Annotated in this window: 13 protein-coding genes and 2 pseudogenes; 11 read left to right on the top strand and 4 right to left on the bottom strand. The window is 47.7% G+C overall.

Going from position 1 to position 19,089, the window contains the following annotated elements:
- Positions 1-169 precede the first annotated feature (169 nt).
- The 6 genes from NDA06_RS03460 (at position 170) to NDA06_RS03485 (ending at position 7,107) form a co-directional block, all read left to right on the top strand.
- Complete coding sequence (locus tag NDA06_RS03460; protein WP_190985357.1) at positions 170-2,995, top strand: GAF domain-containing protein; 2,826 nt, start codon at positions 170-172, stop codon at positions 2,993-2,995.
- 294 nt (positions 2,996-3,289) lie between these two features.
- Positions 3,290-3,604 carry a metalloregulator ArsR/SmtB family transcription factor gene (locus tag NDA06_RS03465; protein WP_190414447.1) on the top strand — a complete coding sequence of 105 codons (315 nt, stop codon included), beginning with the start codon at positions 3,290-3,292 and terminating at the stop codon, positions 3,602-3,604.
- A 21-nt stretch (positions 3,605-3,625) separates the two neighbouring features.
- Positions 3,626-4,480: a phosphate ABC transporter substrate-binding protein gene (locus NDA06_RS03470; protein WP_190433397.1), complete on the top strand. Its 855-nt coding sequence runs from the start codon at positions 3,626-3,628 to the stop codon at positions 4,478-4,480.
- Complete coding sequence (pstC, locus tag NDA06_RS03475) at positions 4,461-5,315, top strand: phosphate ABC transporter permease subunit PstC (protein WP_242047403.1); 855 nt, start codon at positions 4,461-4,463, stop codon at positions 5,313-5,315. Before NDA06_RS03470 ends, pstC begins: the two co-directional genes overlap by 20 nt.
- The gene (gene pstA / locus NDA06_RS03480; protein WP_190985334.1) at positions 5,308-6,225 is read left to right on the top strand and encodes a phosphate ABC transporter permease PstA; all 918 of its coding nucleotides are present in this window, start codon (positions 5,308-5,310) and stop codon (positions 6,223-6,225) included. Before pstC ends, pstA begins: the two co-directional genes overlap by 8 nt.
- Before the next feature lie 60 nt (positions 6,226-6,285).
- Positions 6,286-7,107: a phosphate ABC transporter ATP-binding protein gene (locus NDA06_RS03485; protein WP_190985335.1), complete on the top strand. Its 822-nt coding sequence runs from the start codon at positions 6,286-6,288 to the stop codon at positions 7,105-7,107.
- On the opposite strand, the gene NDA06_RS03490 is transcribed toward NDA06_RS03485, so the two are convergent.
- Together NDA06_RS03490 and NDA06_RS03495 are read right to left on the bottom strand one after the other, a co-directional pair.
- A complete protein-coding gene (locus NDA06_RS03490; RefSeq protein WP_190985336.1) occupies positions 7,072-7,587 on the bottom strand; it encodes a GNAT family N-acetyltransferase in 516 nt (171 codons plus the stop codon). The two genes, NDA06_RS03485 and NDA06_RS03490, sit on opposite strands and share 36 nt — an antisense overlap.
- A gap of 68 nt (positions 7,588-7,655) precedes the next feature.
- Entirely contained in the window at positions 7,656-8,786 is a 1,131-nt protein-coding gene (locus NDA06_RS03495) for an RNA polymerase sigma factor, RpoD/SigA family (protein WP_190414486.1), read from the bottom strand.
- 808 nt (positions 8,787-9,594) lie between these two features.
- Here NDA06_RS03495 and priA point away from each other — a divergent pair.
- The 4 genes and pseudogenes from priA to NDA06_RS03515 form a co-directional block, all read left to right on the top strand.
- Positions 9,595-12,213, top strand: a complete 2,619-nt coding sequence (gene priA, locus NDA06_RS03500) for a primosomal protein N' (RefSeq protein WP_190985359.1) — start codon at positions 9,595-9,597, stop codon at positions 12,211-12,213.
- A gap of 147 nt (positions 12,214-12,360) precedes the next feature.
- Entirely contained in the window at positions 12,361-13,626 is a 1,266-nt protein-coding gene (locus tag NDA06_RS03505) for an anhydro-N-acetylmuramic acid kinase (RefSeq protein WP_190985337.1), read from the top strand.
- 82 nt (positions 13,627-13,708) lie between these two features.
- Positions 13,709-14,602: pseudogene (locus tag NDA06_RS03510) on the top strand (serine/threonine-protein kinase); the annotation flags it as partial.
- A 138-nt stretch (positions 14,603-14,740) separates the two neighbouring features.
- A pseudogene (locus NDA06_RS03515) lies at positions 14,741-16,573 on the top strand (VIT domain-containing protein); the annotation flags it as partial.
- A gap of 506 nt (positions 16,574-17,079) precedes the next feature.
- Here NDA06_RS03515 and crtA read toward each other — a convergent pair.
- A complete protein-coding gene (gene crtA / locus NDA06_RS03520; protein ID WP_190433381.1) occupies positions 17,080-17,919 on the bottom strand; it encodes a cyanoexosortase A in 840 nt (279 codons plus the stop codon).
- Between the two features lie 46 nt (positions 17,920-17,965).
- Positions 17,966-18,541, bottom strand: coding sequence for a leucyl/phenylalanyl-tRNA--protein transferase (gene aat / locus NDA06_RS03525; protein ID WP_190985339.1), 576 nt, complete (start codon positions 18,539-18,541; stop codon positions 17,966-17,968).
- Positions 18,542-18,727: 186 nt separating this feature from the next.
- Between aat and NDA06_RS03530 the strand changes: the two genes are divergently transcribed.
- Positions 18,728-19,057: a hypothetical protein gene (locus NDA06_RS03530; RefSeq protein ID WP_190985340.1), complete on the top strand. Its 330-nt coding sequence runs from the start codon at positions 18,728-18,730 to the stop codon at positions 19,055-19,057.
- Positions 19,058-19,089: the final 32 nt, after the last annotated feature.

Genomic DNA, 19,089 nt, shown 5'->3' on the forward strand with positions numbered 1-19,089 from the left:
TCTTTCTCGAAGTCGGGAATCGCACCTTCACGAATTATTTCAGATTGGTATAGAAACTAATTTTAAAAAAAGTTCCATATTTTCACGTATGGCTGAACTTAGTCAGTACACCGAAAATAGATACAGTGCGGAAAAAGGCACAAATATTATAAGCGTAGTGGATGAAAAAATGACCATCAGTAAAAATACGCAAGTTTTAAAGCCAGAATTACAGTCAGAATTAGAGCGGGAAGGATTGCTGCACCGAATCACTAACCGGATTCGTCAATCCTTGGAATTACAAGAAATTTTAATCGCAACGGTGGCAGAAGTCAGTTCGTTACTAGAAGCAGACCGAGTCATGGTCTATCGGTTTCATGCTGATGAAAGTGGAGAAGTGATTGCCGAATTTATTTATAAAAATCGCCTTCCGTCTTTAAAAGGTTTGAACTTTCCAGCGGATGACATTCCTCCCCAAGCACGCGAACTCTATCAGAAAGTGCGTCTGCGTTCGATTGTGAATGTTGCGTCAGGACTCATTGGTTTATCGCTAATGGATTCTCCAGAAACCGGAGAATCCCTAGAAACCAGAAAGATCCACTATCGCCCTATAGACCCTTGCCATGTGGCATATCTCAAAGCAATGGGCGTGCAGTCTTCTCTGGTGGTGCCGATTCTGCATGGCGATCGCTTGTGGGGGCTTTTAGTCGGTCACTACTCGCAACCGCAAGTAATCTCAGAACGGGAACTGGAAATTGTCCAGATGGTAGCGGATCAAGTATCGATTGCGATCGCTCAATCTACTTTACTCACCCAAACCCGCGAAAAAGCTCAGCGGGAAGTCACGCTTAACCGTGTCGCTACCCTGCTGCATACACTCCCTACCATTGAGCTGCAATCCGCCCTGGAGGAAACCGTTAGCGCGCTGCAAGGTTCGGGTGGCAGACTGTACATCGCCCCAGAAACTACTGGCTTGTCAGCGATAGTGTACACCTGTGGCGATCAATTGAAGCTCGTAGAACCGGGAGTGGTAGCAGTACCTGCCTCATCCGTTTTAATTGAGCAGCATCCTCTGTGGCAAGAATGGTTAAAAGGCGGAGCAAATTTAAACCCTGTCGCTACTGCAAATACTAGGGGTAGTAGTGGCATCATTGCGATCGCTGACTTGTATAAACAAACGTATTTACAATCGATTGAAACTGTATTTCAATCTACTTTGATTCGAGGCGTGTTGATTGTACCCCTCCAACACCGTCAACAGTTGGTCGGATACTTGACAATTTTTCGAGATGAAATTGACACAGAAACCTTATGGGCTGGGCATTTTGACCCGGATGCGCGACAAATTCATCCCCGGAAATCTTTTGAACTTTGGCGACAGCTAAAAAGAGGCCAATCGCGCCAATGGACTCCGGAAGAGATTGAACTCGCTGATACTTTAGGCGATTGCTTCTCAATGGCGATTGAGCAGTATGGACTGTACCAAAAGGTGCAGCGTCTGAATGCCAACCTCGATTGTCAAGTCCAAGAGCGTACAGTCAAGTTACAACAATCTTTGGAGTGGGCAAGCGTTCTTAAGCAAGTCATCGACCAAATCCGCAGCACTTTGGAGCTAAAAACAATCCTGCAAACCATCGTGCGCGAAGTCCGAAACCTGTTAGATACAGATCGAGTGATCGTTTACCAGTTCACCCGGCGTTGGCAAGGCCAGGTGGTTGTCGAAGAGGTCACGGGCAATACCAAATCGATTCTGGGGCAGGTATATGACGAGAACTGCTTTCCCTTAGAGTACGCAATCTTATACCAGGGGGGACGGGTTCGGGCAATGAACGACGTGCATCAAGCTTCTTTGCAAGCTTGTCATGTCGAATTCTTGGAACAGATTCAGGTGAAAGCCAATTTAGTCGTCCCGATTCGCAGAGGGGAGCAATTGTGGGGGCTACTGGTTGCCCATGAGTGTCATGCGCCAAGAGTTTGGAAGGCGGAGGAAGTCGATCTGCTACAACAACTTGCCGATCAAGCTGCGATCGCGATTCAGCAAGCCGAACTCTACCAACAACAAGCGGAATTACTCGCGCAAACCCAGCAGCAAGCAGAACAACTCTCTAGTGCCCTCCAAGAGTTGCAGAAAACCCAAAGCCAGCTAATTCAAACCGAAAAAATGTCGAGTTTGGGTCAACTGGTTGCCGGTGTCGCTCACGAAATTAATAATCCGGTTAATTTTATCTACGGCAATATCAGCCACGTTGATGAGTATACCCAAGATATGCTCAACCTTATGGAACTCTACCAACGCCATTACCCGAATCCTCATCCTGAAATTGTGGATCGAGCAGAGGCGATTGACATCGAGTTCCTGACTTCGGATCTTCCGCAGATGCTCTCATCAATGAAGGTTGGAGCTGATCGCATCCGCCAGATCGTTCTGTCTTTACGCAATTTCTCCCGGCTGGATGAGGCTGAGCGGAAACCTGTCGATATCCACACGGGCATCGACAGCACTCTGTTAATCTTGCAACATCGACTCAAAGCCAAGCCAGACCATGCCGAGATCGACGTGGTGAAAGAGTATGGAGACTTACCGCCTATCGAGTGCTACGCCGGTCAGATGAATCAAGTTTTTATGAACGTGATCGGTAACGCCATTGACGCTCTAGAGCAACGCGATGAAACGCGATCGCTAGAAGAAATTAAAAACTTACCCAGTCAGATTACCATTCGTACTTTTCTGATGCAGGACAACCCAGCGGGTGTCCCCCGCGTTGTCATTCAGATTAGTGACAATGGCCCTGGCATGAGTCCAGGCGTGCAGTGCCAAGTTTTCGATCCCTTTTTCACCACCAAGCCGGTTGGGAAAGGCACGGGTCTGGGACTTTCCATTAGCTACCAGATTGTGGTAGAAAAACACGGCGGTTCCTTTAAATGTATGTCTCAACCCGGTCAGGGTACTGAGTTCTGGATAGAAATTCCTCTGAATCGCCAGTTAGCACAAAGCTGCTATAGCAATCCTATTTGAGTTTTAAGATGCCAGCGGTTCAGACCTCCGACTTTTCCAAGAAGTCGGGGATCTCGCCTTTAGGAATCATTTAGGAGCGCTATAGAACGCCTTGTACTCGGAAACCTCCTTTCCTTGCAGGGAAGGAGGTTTGGTTTTTCAAGTGAAAAATCTGAATTTTCCCGACATCCTCAGCATCGGTTAAGAAAAAATTAAGCTAGAATTAATAAACAATTATTGATATAAATATAAGTTAATATCAATCTCGATCCAGGGCAAGCCTGGGTTGGTTCCCAACTTCACACAGGTGAATCCATGAGTACCCAAAAAGTCTCATCGCAGTCCTTTTGTGCCCAAAAACTGAAAACTTTGGCAGATTCAACGCGGCTTGAGGTTTTAGAACTGCTCATGAGTGGCCCTAAGCACGTTGGCGAGATGAATGCGGTGCTGGGCTTGCAACAGAGTTTGCTATCGCATCATCTAAAAGTTTTGCGAGAAGAGGGTTTTGTGACAGCGACGCGAGATGGCAAGGCGGTGCTTTATCAGCTAGATCCTGCAATCCAGAGGACAAATGCTGGTCGGGCGATTGACTTGGGATGTTGCCTGGTTTCGTTTGATTCCAACACCTAAAAAACTTCAATTACATAACTGATGAAGAATCTAAGAATGCTTGCGCCGCTTTCTCTAGGGTTAGCTGCCTGCTTTTGGCTGCAATCTTGCGGGAAGCCTCCAGAAGGGGCAACCCAATCATCCGATAAGTTACAAGGCAAGCTGGTTTTGACGGGATCGAGTACGGTAGCACCTCTGGCGGCTGAGATGGCCAAGCGCTATGAAACTCAACATCCGGGAGTCCGGATTGACGTGCAAACGGGCGGATCTTCGCGGGGAGTCGCAGATGCCCGCCAGGGGGTGGCGGATATTGGGATGGTTTCCCGAAGCCTCAAAGACAGCGAGAAGGATTTGCAAGCTTTTATGATTGCTAACGATGGCGTCTCGGTCATTCTCAATCAAGACAATCCAGTTAAAAATCTGACGGACAAGCAAATTGTCGATATCTACACCGACAAAATCAATAATTGGAAACAAGTCGGCGGGAAAGATGCCCCAATTACGGTGGTCAATAAAGCTGAGGGTCGATCTACGCTGGAACTGTTTGCCGACCACTTCAAATTAAAGACAACCGATATTCGTGCCGATGTGGTGATTGGCGATAACGAACAAGGAATCAAAACCGTAGCAGGGAATCCCAACGCGATCGCTTATGTCTCTATTGGTTCAGGCGAATATGGTGCTACTCACAATACTCCAATCAAACTGTTGCCAATAGAAGGAGTAGACGCCTCTATTGCTAACGTCAGCAACGGTAAATTTCCGATTTCTCGCCCTCTTAATTTGGTAACAAAAACCACACCCGCCGGATTGCAAAAAGAATTTATTGATTTTGCCCGTTCTCAAGATGTGCAAGACATTGTGAAGGAGCAGTATTTTGTCCCAGTCGCGAAATGAAGCCATCCTCGTCTGGATGTTGCGGGGAATGGCGATTATTTCGGGCGCGATCGCGCTTTTAATCCTGCTATTCCTGATTTGGGAAACCTTACCCATCCTGCAAAATATCGGACTGACACGCTTCTTCAAAGACCCCTCCTGGCATCCAGTTAGCGAAGAATTTAACCTAATGCCGATGTTGTGGGGGTCGCTATTTGTGACGGCGGGATCTGTGCTAATCGCAACCCCTTTAGGGATTCTCTCAGCAGTTTTTTGCCACTATTATGCACCTCCCGCATTAGCCAAAATTTACCGAGGCTTAATTGAGCTTTTAGCAGGGATTCCCTCAGTCGTTTATGGCTTTTGGGGTTTAGTCGTGCTGGTGCCAATTATTGGGCGGATTCACCCACCGGGACCAAGTTTATTAGCCGGGATTTTAATCCTAACCCTGATGATTTTGCCCACCATTGCCTTAGTAGCCGATGCCACCTTTGCCAACGTGCCCGCAGATTATCTGCGGGGATCGGCGGCGCTGGGATTGGGACGCTGGGCAATGGTGCGTGGTGTGGTTTTTCCAGCAGCAAAATCAGGGCTATTAACGGGGATTATCTTGGAAACGGGACGGGCGATTGGCGAAACAATGGCGGTGTTAATGGTTTGCGGTAATGTCGTGCAGGTCCCAAAAGGTGTATTTGAGCCAGTGCGGACGTTAACAGCAAATATTGCTTTAGAAATGGCTTATGCCGTGGGAAATCACCGCGCCGCCTTGTTTGTCAGCGGGTTGATATTGATGGCGATGATTGTGGTTTTAGTCGTTGCTGCCGAAATGATTAATCAAAGGCATCTTTATGAGTGAATCCTTTGAGAAGACAAACTTACAAAAACAAAAGGTGCAAGAAAAAAACAATTTTTCGCCTTTTAATTGTTTGCCTTCTTCTGAATTGCTTCCGACTGCAATCGTCTGGGCATCTGTCGCTTTAATAACAGCTTCGCTGTTGTGGCTATTGAGCAATATTTTTGTTTCTGGTATCGGTCAAATTAGCTGGGAATTTTTGACAACTGCACCGAATAATGCTGGACGAGATGGAGGAATCGCACCCATTTTAATCTCGACCGCGCTAATCGTAGGAGTATGCATGGCAGTTTCAATTCCGTTGGGAGTGGGGACTGCGATATTACTGGCTGAATTTACCTCAAATGAGAGTATTTTGGGGCGGTTAGTGCGACTGAGTTTGGATGTTTTAGCAGGCATCCCTTCAATTGTTTTTGGTCTTTTTGGGAACGCTTTCTTCTGCAAAACTTTGGGAATGGGCTTTTCGATTCTTTCCGGTGGGTTGACGCTGGCGTGTATGGTGCTGCCGATTTTGATTCGCTCAACCCAGGAAGGTTTCCGAGGCGTACCAGATGACTATCGACGTTCGGCGGCGGCGCTGGGACTCTCGCGTACAGCCACATTATGGGAGTTACTGCTACCAGCCGCAATGCCTGGATTAGTTGTGGGGTTGCTGTTAGGTTTGGGAAGAGCGATCGCTGAAACGGCTGCTTTAATCTTTACCAGCGGTTATGTCGATCGGATGCCAGAGTCGTTGTGGGATTCCGGGCGATCGCTCTCGGTTCACATCTACGATCTCGCTATGAACGTCTCTGGCGGCGAACCAAATGCCTACGCCTCTGCTCTCGTATTAGTCAGCTTTCTATTACTCATTAATGCTGCAATCTCTTGGCTAGCAGAACGGTTTCGGCAATCCCGAATTTGGGTAGCGTAAACCAAGCTTACCTCGCGTTCTTTTTTTGCGTACTTCGCGTCTTTACAGTTTAAATTCTTCATGAAACACACGACAAGCGAAATTAGAATTCAAGAGAAAACTTCAGCCTCACTTCCCAGTAATGCCCCAGAAATCAAAACCGAGAATTTAAGCCTTTATTACGCGAATAAACCCGGATTTAAAGATGTCACTCTCTCTATTAAATCGGGTGAAATTATAGCCCTAATTGGCCCTTCCGGTTGTGGCAAAACAAGCTTTCTCACTTGTCTAAACCGCCTTACCGATTTAACCAACAACTGTCGGTTAACAGGGCGGATTCTGCTGGGGGAGCGAGATGTGCAAGAAATCGATGTGATTTCATTGCGTCGCCGGGTAGGAATGCTATTTCAAAAACCCAATCCCTTCCCACTTTCCATTATCAGAAATCTTGAATTTCCGCTTAGAGAACACGGAGTTAGAAATCGAGAAAAAATCGATGAAATTGTCGAGGATGCTTTGCGCGATGTCGGCTTGTGGGATGAGGTGAAGGACAGGCTGAAATCTCCTGCCCTTTCCCTTTCTGGCGGACAACAACAACGGCTATGTCTCGCCAGAGCGATCGCCCTCAAACCCGATGTTCTCCTGATGGATGAGCCTTGCAGCGCCCTCGATCCGCTTTCTAGTGAAGTCGTAGAGGATTTAATCGTTAATCTGCGCGGCAAATATACAGTCCTGGTTGTCACTCACAATTTGGCACAGGCAAAGCGGATTGCGGATGATGTGGCACTGTTTTGGGTTCAGGATGGCGCTGGACAATTGATCGAATCCGGTTCAGTTACCCAGATGTTTGAATCTCCCCAGCACCCGTTAACGGCTGCCTACGTCACTGGCAGAAGGGGTTAGTGCAGCCATACTCATGAGAGAATCGCCCGTAACGCGGCAAATCCGCCAGTCGGGCAAAACGTCAGCACCCATGCGTTCGTAAAATGCGATCGCCGGTTCATTCCAATCTAAAACGCTCCACTCCAATCTCCCACAGCCGCGAGATACAGCCAACTGAGCGAGGTGGGTGAGAAGCGTTTTCCCGATCCCCTGACGCCGATATTCTGGGAGTACAAACAAGTCTTCTAGATAAATTCCCGGCTTAGTGAGAAAGGTGGAATAGTTATGAAAAAACAGGGCAAACCCCACGGCTTGCCCCGCATATTCTGCTAGAATTGCCTCTACATAAGGCTTAGAACCGAACAGATGCTCTTTCAGGGCGTCCGTATTGCCTGTGACAGCGTCAGAGAGTTTCTCATATTCCGCGAGTGCTTTAATTAGCCCAAATAGCACCGACGCATCTCCAGGCTCTGCTGGACGTAAAATCAATTCAGTAGTCATTCGTCATCAGTCAGCGATCGTTTGGTCAATCATAAAACGAATGACTAATTACCGATCGCCAACAACTTTTAGGTGAGCCATCCTTTCAAGCGTTTGGCAACCTGGGGACGCCGCAGTTTCCGCATCGCTTTACTTTGAATTTGACGCACTCGTTCGCGGGACAAATTAAATAGACAGCCCACTTCTTCTAACGTGTAGGGTTCGCTGCTGGTTAAACCATACCGCAGAGAGATAACATCTTTTTCCCGATCGGTGAGAACGTCGCCTAACACTTCCCAAATTTCCTGGCGCATCATGGCTTCGCTCATCTGCTCTTCAGGAGATTGATTATCACCATCTTCGAGCAGATCCATCAGTTCCGTCTCTTCTCCCTTCCCGATGCGATGGTTGAGAGAAAGCGATCGCCTTCTAAGTTGCAGCAACTGACGCAACTGCGAAGCCTCAATATCTAAAGATTGCGCCAGTTCCTCTTCTGTCGGATTGCGATGCAGTTCTTGCTTGAGTTCTCGCTGCGCTTTTTTGAGCTTATTTAACTTCTCGACAATGTGAATCGGCAATCGAATTGTTCGGGCATCGTTCGCGATGGTTCGCGTAATTGCTTGCCGAATCCACCAATAGGCATAGGTAGAAAACTTATAACCTTTGTCGGGATCAAACTTTTCTGTAGCGCGATTTAATCCCAGCGCCCCTTCCTGAATTAAATCGAGGAATTGAACACCTCGGTTCAAATATCGTTTAGCAATAGAAACAACTAATCTCAGGTTCGAGCGAATCATCTTCCGTTTCGCCACCCGTCCGCGATACAGTTGATGTTCCATCTGCCGTTCCGAAAGCCCATCTGCTGCTGCCAGTTCTGCTTTCGTGGGAGCGCGATCCAACTCTTTTTGTAATTTTTCTTGGAGCGCTTCTATCTTGACTAAATATTGGACGCGATGGGCTAACTCGACTTCTTCATCTGGTTTCAGAAGGGGATAGCGTGCCATCTCCTTAAAAAACGCTCCTACAGTATCATCGGAGACAGTTTTGCGGTATTCAGAGGGGCGACCACCGGCTAATTTATCAATTTCGTCTGAAATTTCATCTTCAACACTGACGATTTCTATTTCAGTGGTTTCTTCCATTTGCTGGTCGGTAATATCTACAAAATCCCGATCGGATGTAGATTCCACGTCGCTTCGGTTCAAGTCAGCAATATTCATAGCAAGGTCTGAGTCGGTATTGGATAAAGCGAGTTGATGGGAACGGATGCTCTCTTTGTACATATCCATGACGGACTGAAGACAGGCTCTACGAGCATAGACTCAAGGGTCAACTTTATTTTTACTGTCTGCATTCTTTGCTAATTTTGAGCTTCATTTATCCGCTCGTGGCAACACCAGATCGGGTACCCGCTTTGGAACACTCAAAATTTATTCAACCTTTCAATTTACAAATAGCTTTTTAAGGCTACCAGAAAATAGTTTTTTGATTGTTTTCCTGATTACATTTCTCGATTACAGAATCTAGAAGCGCTTTAGATTGGGTATGCGTCTTAAGAAAAAATCAGGAAACATGAAGGTGATGCCCTAGTCTATTAGAAGCTTGCCGTCAGCTGTGATGCCGTAGATAAATTTCAATTAAATTAAACTTAAATCAATGCCAAGTCTGGGGTTTCTTTCCATTTTTTCTGGCTCCTAATTAAGGAAAGTTTAAAGTTTTTTAAATTTCCCATGCTATTCACACAGGATCTCATATACTTGTGAGCTTTCCTCTCTATCGATAGGGAGAAAGTAGGCATCCGCGCTCTGCACAATAGATAGAGGATAGCAAGTATACTCACATACAAGCATCCAAGCGAGATATTTGTATCCTAACTTCTATCCTCTTGGTTGCGACCTGGGATGTTGTTGAATTTCAAGTCTCTCAAGCGTCTACAGCCAGCTAAAATTAACAGGTCTACAGTAAGCGACAAGCATGGCGGTCTGGAAAGCTGGCTGTAGTATCCGGCTGCCAAGGGAGAGGGGGAATATGTCGTCAAATCCCAATGTCGGGCGTTCGGGCATTGTGCTGGAGAGTAGAGCATCCTACGACCAGTCTGATTCTGGACAGAATCGATGGATAGAAGTGCTGGTGGATTGTCCAGAAGCAGAAGCGCAGAAGCGGTTGTATACCTATCGGTTGCCTGCCCAGTTGCAAGTGCAGCCGGGGGATATTCTGAGCGTACCGTTTGGGGCGCAAGTTTTGGGAGCGATCGCGATTCGGATTTGCGATGCACCGCCGCCAGATTTGAACCCAGCCAAAATTCGGGATGTGGAGGATGTGGTCAGTGCTGGGTTTTTCCCGCCGACCTACTGGCAACTGCTGAACCAAGTCGCCCAATACTACTACACCCAGCTGATTCAGGTAATTCGAGTCGCGCTACCGCCGGGATTACTGGGGCGATCGCAGCGTCGCCTCCGCCTTGCCCAAGGAGAAGGAGAGGGGAGACAAGTCGGACAAGCGGGAAATGCTAATTACCTGAGTCCAACTGCCTGTAAGATTCTGGAACTTCTGCAAGCTCAACCCTCTGGAGACTACAGCTTCGTTTACCTCCAGCGTCAAGTTAGAGGAGCGTATCGAGCCATCCGGGAGTTACTGCGGGCGAAGTTAGTCGAAAGTTACCTGGAACCGCCCAGAACCCAGCGACCGAAGTTGCAGAAGGCTGTGACGCTGGTTGCTGATGTTTTTCCCCTCGACTTGACGCAGCGCCAACGGGAAATTTTGGAAGTGCTGCGGCGGCGCGGCGGCGATTTGTTGTTGACGGAGTTGCTGCAAATCTGCAACGCCAGTTCATCCACCATCAAGACGCTGGAGCAAAAAGGCTGCGTGGTTATTCAAGAACGGGAGATGTTGCGGACTTCCGCAGAACCGCTCTTGGCTGGGGATCAACCGAAAGCATTAACACCGGCTCAATCTGAGGCGCTAGAAGCGATCGCGTCTTTATCCGGTTTTGCGAAGGTGCTGTTGCACGGAGTCACGGGTTCCGGGAAGACAGAGGTGTATTTACAAGCGATCGCCCCCATCTTAGAACGGGGACAATCTGCCCTCGTCCTCGTCCCGGAAATTGGTTTGACACCCCAACTCACCGACCGATTTCGCGCCCGTTTTGGCAACAAAGTCTGCGTCTATCACAGCGCCCTTTCCGATGGCGAACGCTACGACACTTGGCGGCAAATGCTGGCGGGTGCAGCCCAAGTCGTCATTGGCACCCGTTCCGCTATCTTTGCCCCACTGCCACGCCTAGGGCTAATCGTGTTGGATGAGGAACACGACTCCAGCTTCAAGCAAGACCAACCCGCACCCACTTATCACGCCCGTACGGTCGCTACTTGGCGTGCCGAGTTGGAAAACTGCCCCCTCGTCTTAGGTTCCGCCACCCCTTCCCTAGAAACCTGGCTAAACATTACGAGTCCGGAGTTAACCGCTTCAACTCAAAACTCAGACGCGATTCATCGCGTCTCTCCAACTCAAAACGCGCTTACCCATTACCTCTCATTGCCAGAACGCATCCAATCTCGCCCTCTACCGCCGGTAGAAGTGGTGGATATGCGCCAAGAGTTGCAGCAAGGGAATCGCTCAATTTTTAGTCGGTCGCTTCAGGAAGGCTTGCAGCAGCTGCAAGATGAGGGGAAACAGGGAATTTTATTTATTCATCGGCGGGGACATAGTACCTTTGTTTCTTGTCGCAGCTGTGGGTATGTAATTGAGTGTCCTCACTGCGATGTTTCGCTGTCGTATCACCACACCCATGAAGAAGCCGCTGAATTATTGAGGTGTCATTACTGTAATTTTGTGCGATCGCATCCTCAATCTTGTCCCGAATGCGGTTCCCCCTACCTGAAATTTTTTGGTAGTGGCACCCAGCGAGTCGCCCAAGAATTAGCGCAGCAGTTCCCTCAGTTACGCTATATCCGGTTTGATAGCGACACCACCCGCACCAAAGGCGCTCATCGCACCCTGCTGACACGCTTTACCAACGGAGAAGCCGACTTGTTAATTGGGACTCAAATGCTCACCAAAGGGCTGGATATATCCCAAGTGACACTAGTAGGAGTGGTTGCTGCGGATGGGTTGCTGCATCTACCCGACTATCGGGCATCCGAACGAGCCTTTCAAACCCTAACGCAGGTTGCAGGTCGTGCCGGTCGCGGCGACGATCCCGGTCAAGTCATTATTCAAACTTACTCCCCGGAACACGCCGTCATTCAAGCAGTACGGCGTCACCAGTATCAATCTTTCATCGAGACAGAGTTAGAACAACGAGAGGCGCTGAATTATCCCCCCTACGGGCGTCTTATTTTGTTGCGGCTAAGCAGCACCGATGCCGCAGAAGTTCAGGAAACTGCCGAGATGCTAGCTGCGGGGCTAGCTTCCAATACACCCCAGGGGGATAGCAGTTCAGATGCTCATCTCACCACCCCAATGTATGAGGTGTTAGGGCCAGCACCGGCGAGCATCTTACGAGTGGCGAACCGATATCGATGGCAGATTATGCTCAAGTTTGCGCCTAATTCGCTGCCAGAATTACCAGATTTCAACGAGTTGCGCCTCCTCTGCCCGTCCTCGGTCAGCTTGACAATAGACGTTGACCCGCTGAATTTGATGTAATCCCCAAGCCAGAAACCCGGTTTCCGATCTCACACTAATTCATCGAGGGTTGATGCCATTGCTCGTAACCGTTCTGCCAAGCGTTCAGCGCGTTCTTCTGCCAGCTGTGCGATTTCCGTACCTTATAATTTTTAATTTCTCTGAATTATGCGTGTAATTGGTTTAATTAGCGGCACGTCGGTAGATGGTATTGACGCCGCTTTAGTAGAAATTTCTGGTAAAGACTTAGATATAAAAGTGACTCTACTAGCAGGAGCCACCTATCCTTATCCAGATGCGCTCTCAAAGCAAATTCTAGAGGTTTGTGGCGGTGCATCCTTGTCAATGGAAGAATTTGCCCAATTAGATGATGCGATCGCTTCCACCTTCGCTCAAGCAGCCCAAAACATTCAAAATGGCAACCCCCCAGCCGAGTTAATTGGCTCTCACGGACAAACTGTTTTTCATCGCCCGCCCACAGAGCAGGGGAGACAGGGAAAAGAAGAGACTTCATCTTTTATCCTCAATCCTTCACTCAGTCCTCAGTCCTCAGTCCTCGACCCTTCACTCAGTCCTCAGTCATCCATCCTCAGCACTCCTTTAGGTTACAGCCTGCAATTAGGTCGGGGTGCCTTGATTGCCCACCTGACGGGCATTCCCACAGTAAGTAATTTCCGGGCGGCGGATATTGCCGCCGGTGGACAAGGTGCGCCTATGGTGCCAGCAGTAGATGCTTATTTATTGAGCCACCCTGACAAGTACCGATGTGTCCAAAATATTGGCGGTATCGGGAATGTCACTTACCTACCGGCGCGTCGGGGCAGCTGGCTAGAAAATATTCGAGGCTGGGACACCGGGCCGGGAAATGCGCTTCTAGACCTGGCGGTGCAGTATTTAACAAATGGAGCCAAAACCTACGATCAAGATGGAGCATGGGCCGCAGCAGGCACAATCTGCAACAATTTAGTAGAGCAATGGCTCCATCAAGACTACTTCCAGCAGCAACCGCCCAAATCAACGGGTCGAGAGCTATTTAGCTACACCTATCTCCGGCAGTGTATCGCAGATGCCTCTGCTTATGAGTTGAGTAGCGCTGACCTACTGGCAACGCTGACTGAACTCACTGCTGCGTCAATTGTTCATAGCTACCGCACTTTCCTGCCGCAGATGCCTGACGAGGTGTTATTGTGTGGCGGTGGTAGCCGCAACCTCTACTTAAAAGAGCGCCTACAAGCGACTTTGCAACCCGTGCCAGTGTTGACAACGGATGAAGCAGGTGTGAATGCTGATTTCAAAGAAGCGATCGCTTTCGCTGTTTTGGCATATTGGCGTCAGTTAGGCATCCCTGGCAATCTTCCCCAAGTTACCGGCGCAACTTCTGCCGTACTACTTGGAGAAGTTTATCTTCCTACAAAGCTCAAAACCTTGCGCTGAGAGCGTTTCTAGCCGATTCTTCATATTAATTTTAGAAATGAAATGGCTAGAATGGCGTGAACGGTTTTGAAAAAGGGCTGCTATGACGACCTTCCCGCCTCAAAAAAGCACAGCTCACGATCGACGTCGGTGTTATTGCCTGAATCCTAATTGTAAGCAGCCAGAAAATCCTGGAAATGCCGCAATCTGCGAAAGTTGCGGATCGCAATTACTGCTGAGCGATCGCTATCGTGCGATTAAACCGATTGGTCAAGGAGGTATGGGGAGAACTTTCCTGGCTGTGGATATATCCCAGCCATCGGAACCGCGCTGTGTGATTAAACAGTTTTTTCCTCAACAACAAGGAACTAATAATCGCCAAAAAGCAGCAGAGTTATTCCGTCAAGAGGCAACTCGCTTAGAGGTTGTTGGGAAACATCATCAAATTCCCGAACTGCTGGCATATTTTGAGCAAGATGACCATCAGTATTTAGTGCAACAGTTTATCGATGGAGAAAACTTAGCTCAAGAATTAACCAAAAAAGGGCCGTTTAAAGAAGTAGAAATTCGGCAACTCCTGCAAAGTTTGCTGCCAGTGTTGCAATTTGTCCACAGTCAACAGATGATTCACCGGGATATTAAACCCGAAAATATCATCCGCAACCGTCGAGATGGCAAACTCGTGTTAGTCGATTTTGGCGCAGCAAAGTATGCGACTGAGACGATGCTAGGCAGAACCGGAACGGTCATCGGTTCTGCTGCGTATACGGCTCCCGAACAAGTAAAAGGGAAAGCGATTTTTGCCAGCGATGTGTATAGTTTGGGTGTTACTTGTATCCATTTGCTCACTCAAATTCCTCCTTTCGATCTGAGCGATACGAGTGAAGATACCTGGGTTTGGCGACATTTTCTAAAGACACCAGTAAGTAAACAGTTCGGTAGCATTCTCGACAAAATGCTGCAAACAGGTACGAAGCGGCGCTATCAATCAGCAGATGAAGTGTTGCAAGATTTGAATGGGCGATCGCTCCCAACTACTAAACGTAATTCTAAGAAAAAATGGCTGATAGCCGGTGCCTTCCTATTGTTTGGATATGCGGGAGTGCGGTACTTAGCTTCGCCTGTGGTAGAGATGGTGACTCAGCAAATTGAGAAACAACCATCTCTGACGGAAGGCAGCTTATTCGCCATTGTGGATGGACAGCAGCAAGTGTTTCCGTTGAAACATACGGAAGTGGTAGCGAAAGTTACAGGGAATGTGTCGCGGGTGGAGGTAACGCAGACCTTTGAAAATCCCTTTAATAATCCCTTAGAAGCTGTCTATAAATTTCCACTCCCCGATGAAGCGGCAGTGGATGACATGGAAATAAAAGTAGGCGATCGCATCATCCGAGGCGTCATCAAAAAACGCGAAGAAGCAAAGCAAATTTACGAACAAGCCAAACAAGAAGGAAAAACTGCTGCATTATTAGACCAAGAACGAGACAATATTTTTACTCAGTCCTTGGCTAACATCAAACCAGGCGAAAAAATCGATGTCACAATTCGCTACAGTGAAAGCCTGAAGTTTGAAAAAGGTAACTATGAATTTGTCTTCCCAATGGTGGTAGGACCACGTTACAGCTCAGGAAATTCAACGAATAATCAAGGCAATACAAACCTTACCGACACTTCGCAGATAAATCCGCCGACGTTACCAGCCGGAAGCCGTTCTGGGCAAGATATTGGCGTAACAGTAGAAATAGAAGCCGGGGTGCCAGTCAAAGAAGTGCGATCGCCTTCTCATCAAATCCGTACCACTCAAGATGGTCGCATCATGCGGGTTGAATTGAGCAAGGAAAACGCAATTCCGAATAAAGACCTGATTTTACGTTATCAGGTATCGAGTGCCCAAACCCAGTCCACAGTATTATCAGAGGCGGATGAACGCGGCGGTCACTTTGCCACCTATTTAATTCCAGCCGTGGAATATCAAAGTAATGAGATTGTACCCAAAGATGTGGTATTTCTCATGGATACTTCTGGCTCTCAAAGTGGACCGCCAATTGAGCAATCAAAGGAACTGATGCGCCGGTTTATCAATGGACTCAACCCCGGCGATACCTTTAATGTTGTTGATTTTTCCGATAGCGCGACGCAGCTATCTCCTATACCTTTACCGAATACGCCGCAAAACCGTGAGAAAGCCCTAAATTATATCAATCGCCTAGATGCTAACGGTGGCACCGAGTTATTTAATGGCATTCAAACTGTGTTGAATTTCCCCGCCGCGCCAGAAGGACGCCTGCGGAGTATTGTCTTGATTACTGACGGTTTGATCGATCAAGACCAGCAAGCGATCGCAGAAATTAAAAAGCGGCTGAAGCCGGGAAATCGTCTTTATAGTTTCGGTGTTGGTTCTTCAGTGAACCGCTTCTTGATCGATCGTTTGGCAGAGGAAGGACGGGGCACTTCAGAAGTCGTTCCCCCTAGGGAATCCGCCCAAAAAGTTGTCGAAAAGTTCTCCCAACAAATCAATAATCCCGTACTAACGAATATTGAAGTGAACTGGGAAGGGAGTGGAAAAGCACCGCAAATCTATCCGACCAAACCCCCTGATTTGTTTGCCAATCAGCCTTTGGTGTTGTTTGGACGCAAAGGCGATCGCGCTAAGGGAACTTTGCGAATTACTGGAATCGTCGCGGGTGGCAAACGCTATGAGAAGAAGTTACCGATTGAATTTGACGGCGGTGGCAATAGCGCGATCGCTCAACTTTGGGGACGCGCCCGGATTAAAGATTTGATGAATGAAATCTATGCTGGTGAAAACCCAAATAATGTCAAAGCCGTTACTGATACCGCGCTAGCTTATCGGTTGTTGTCGCAATACACCTCCTTTGTCGCTGTCACGGAAGAAGTGCGAGTCGATCCCAAGAAAACTCAGCAGGTGCAAGTGCCGGTAGAAACGCCAGAGGGTATGAACGCCGAAGCAACGTCTCGGCAAAACGGTAACGTGCCGCTACTCAGCCAAGCGCCACCACCTAGTAAAGCGTTAGTAGCTAGCAAACCTACTGCTAGCAAAATGCCCTTTTCCCAGCCAGCGCTAGTAGCTACCAAACCTGTAGCTAGCAAAGTGCCCTTTTCCCAGCCAGCACCGTCAGCAGCCAACAGCGTGCCGCTATCTAGCCCAGCACAGCCATCTACTCAATCCTCAGCCCCTGATCCAGTACCCGAACCCAGCCAAATCTTAGGCAACATTTTAGCTGTTCTCATGCTGGGGATGTACTTTGCCTGGAAGCGGTTGAAGGGTTTGAAAAGCACTCCGCCTCGAAATTAATCCCAGTTCACTTTTTTACCGCTACATTAAGCTTCAGCAGCCAAAAATATAGCGATCCTGTTTTAGTTGTGGGATTCCAATCTTTCCGATCCCCGACTTCGTAAGAGTTGTCGGGGATCTTGCTTTCACACATCATTACAGGACTGCTATAGCTGCAATTAAAATTCTACAGAATTCTCCTTCTCGCTACCTGCTTTTAACAGCCAAAATCGACAAATTAATCCGAAAATAAATACAGAAATCATAGAAAAGATTACAGAACCATCACCAAGATGCCAATATTCAAAAGCTTCTTTATTTGATAACCCTGCCAAAACCGTCATCAAAGCCACCCGTATCCCATTTAGCGTAAAGGCTACGATGACAGCAACGAATGGTAATAAAATCTTTTCCTTTAATTTAGTTGGAAAAATGAGTAAAACAACTAAAGCTAACCCCAATAGCTGAAGGATAGTACCTACACCGGCACAAGCTCCGCCAATTTGTACAGACCCAGTTGGCAAACTTAAAATCTCCCCTTGCTGCACAACGGGGAATCCTAAAAACCAAAGAATAACAGATGTAAGTTTAGCGGTTAATAAAGATACATTGAAAACTTTCAATATTAATTCTTGATTTAAGACGAAAAAAGCCAGGAGTAGCAATTCCCGCCAATACTGCTTTAATCCTTTAACCCCAGAGGCAATTAAACCCAAGCCCAGCATTGAAATTAAAGGTGTAACATGAAGGGTAAAACCATAGCCGGGGTAAAGACTTTTAAAAAGTACCAAACTAATCAGTGCGAACCCAAAAATGCTAGAAAAAGCGTCGCTTTTCAGCTCTAATCCGTCCCGTTTCTGCCAAAGTAGAGATGATACCGCAGCCCAAAATAAGAAGCTTGTACTCAGCAATTCAGTATTGCCACTCCTCCAAGTCAAAGTAAGATGAATTGTAATTAAGCCTGCCGCGATCGCTATCAACCAGAATTTCAAGTCTTTGACAAGTTTTAGCCTGCTCATGATTCGATAAAAGTTTTGCTCGGTAGGACACACCCGCTGGCTGCGGCTATACTAAAGAACACCGACGCTGCAACGCTTTCCGTAACAGGACTTGATATTGTGAATCGTCAATGATGTAGGCACCAAAGCGCTCTAAATGGGGATTCATCATTTGGGCGTCAAAGAAAGCAAAATTGCGCGATCGCAATCTTTCCACCAACTTCACCATTGCCACCTTGGACCCCTCTGGAATCCGGTAGAACATAGATTCCCCAATAAACGCGCCCCCGATGACAAGTCCTAAAATTCCCCCAGCCAGTTCCTCTCCTTGCCAAGTCTCGAAGCTATAAGCCCAACCCTCTTCATAGAGTGCCAAATAAATCTCTTGGAGTTCTGGGGAGATCCACGTTGTTTCTCGATCCGCACACCCAGCCACTACACCCTGGAAATCCCGATTGACGGCAACAGTAAAGCGTTCTTGGTTGAGAACACGCCGCAGTGACTTCGGGTAGCGAAACTGCTCATCGAGGGGAACGAGTGTTCTCTGACGACTGGAATACCATCCCAAGCCATTGTCGTCATCCGCCATCAGGAAGTAGCCTTGGGCATACCCCTGAATAATGGTGGGAATATCAAACTCCATGCACTCAATCCAAGCGGGTTAATGACGTATTATCCGATCTATGTATATCTCTGACAGCCACAAATGGCTGCATAGATGTCCTGATGAGATACCACCTTAATATCTAAAATACTGCCCCAACTTTTAGAATCATTGAGTCGGCATCTGAAATTTAAAAGCTGAGAAGCGAAAAGCTGATACGTGAAAATGTCTCAACCCATCCCACCGATCACCTTACCACCAGCCGAAGATCCTCAACAGGAGGGCAAATGGCTGCAAAGCGCATTACACAAGTGGCTCGATGAAGAGTTTATTCCAGAGGCTGTCAATCAAGAGATTGCCCAACGAGCTTCCCAGATTTATGTCCGCCAGCGGATGGAAGGGGAAAACGACCTGGGTTCCCTGGTGATTGCCATTCTGACAGAGATGCAGGCGTTTGATTTTTCCAGAAGTTTTTATAGCGAGTTTGCGATCGCGAATGCGGTCAGTGAATTGCTCTTAGACAGTCTTGGCATCGACCGCTGTTGCGGTCAATAGTCAATAGTCAATAGTCATTGGTCAAACGCAAT

The sequence above is a fragment of the Trichocoleus sp. ST-U1 genome, assembly GCF_039961835.1.
GTDB lineage: Bacteria > Cyanobacteriota > Cyanobacteriia > Cyanobacteriales > FACHB-T130 > FACHB-T130.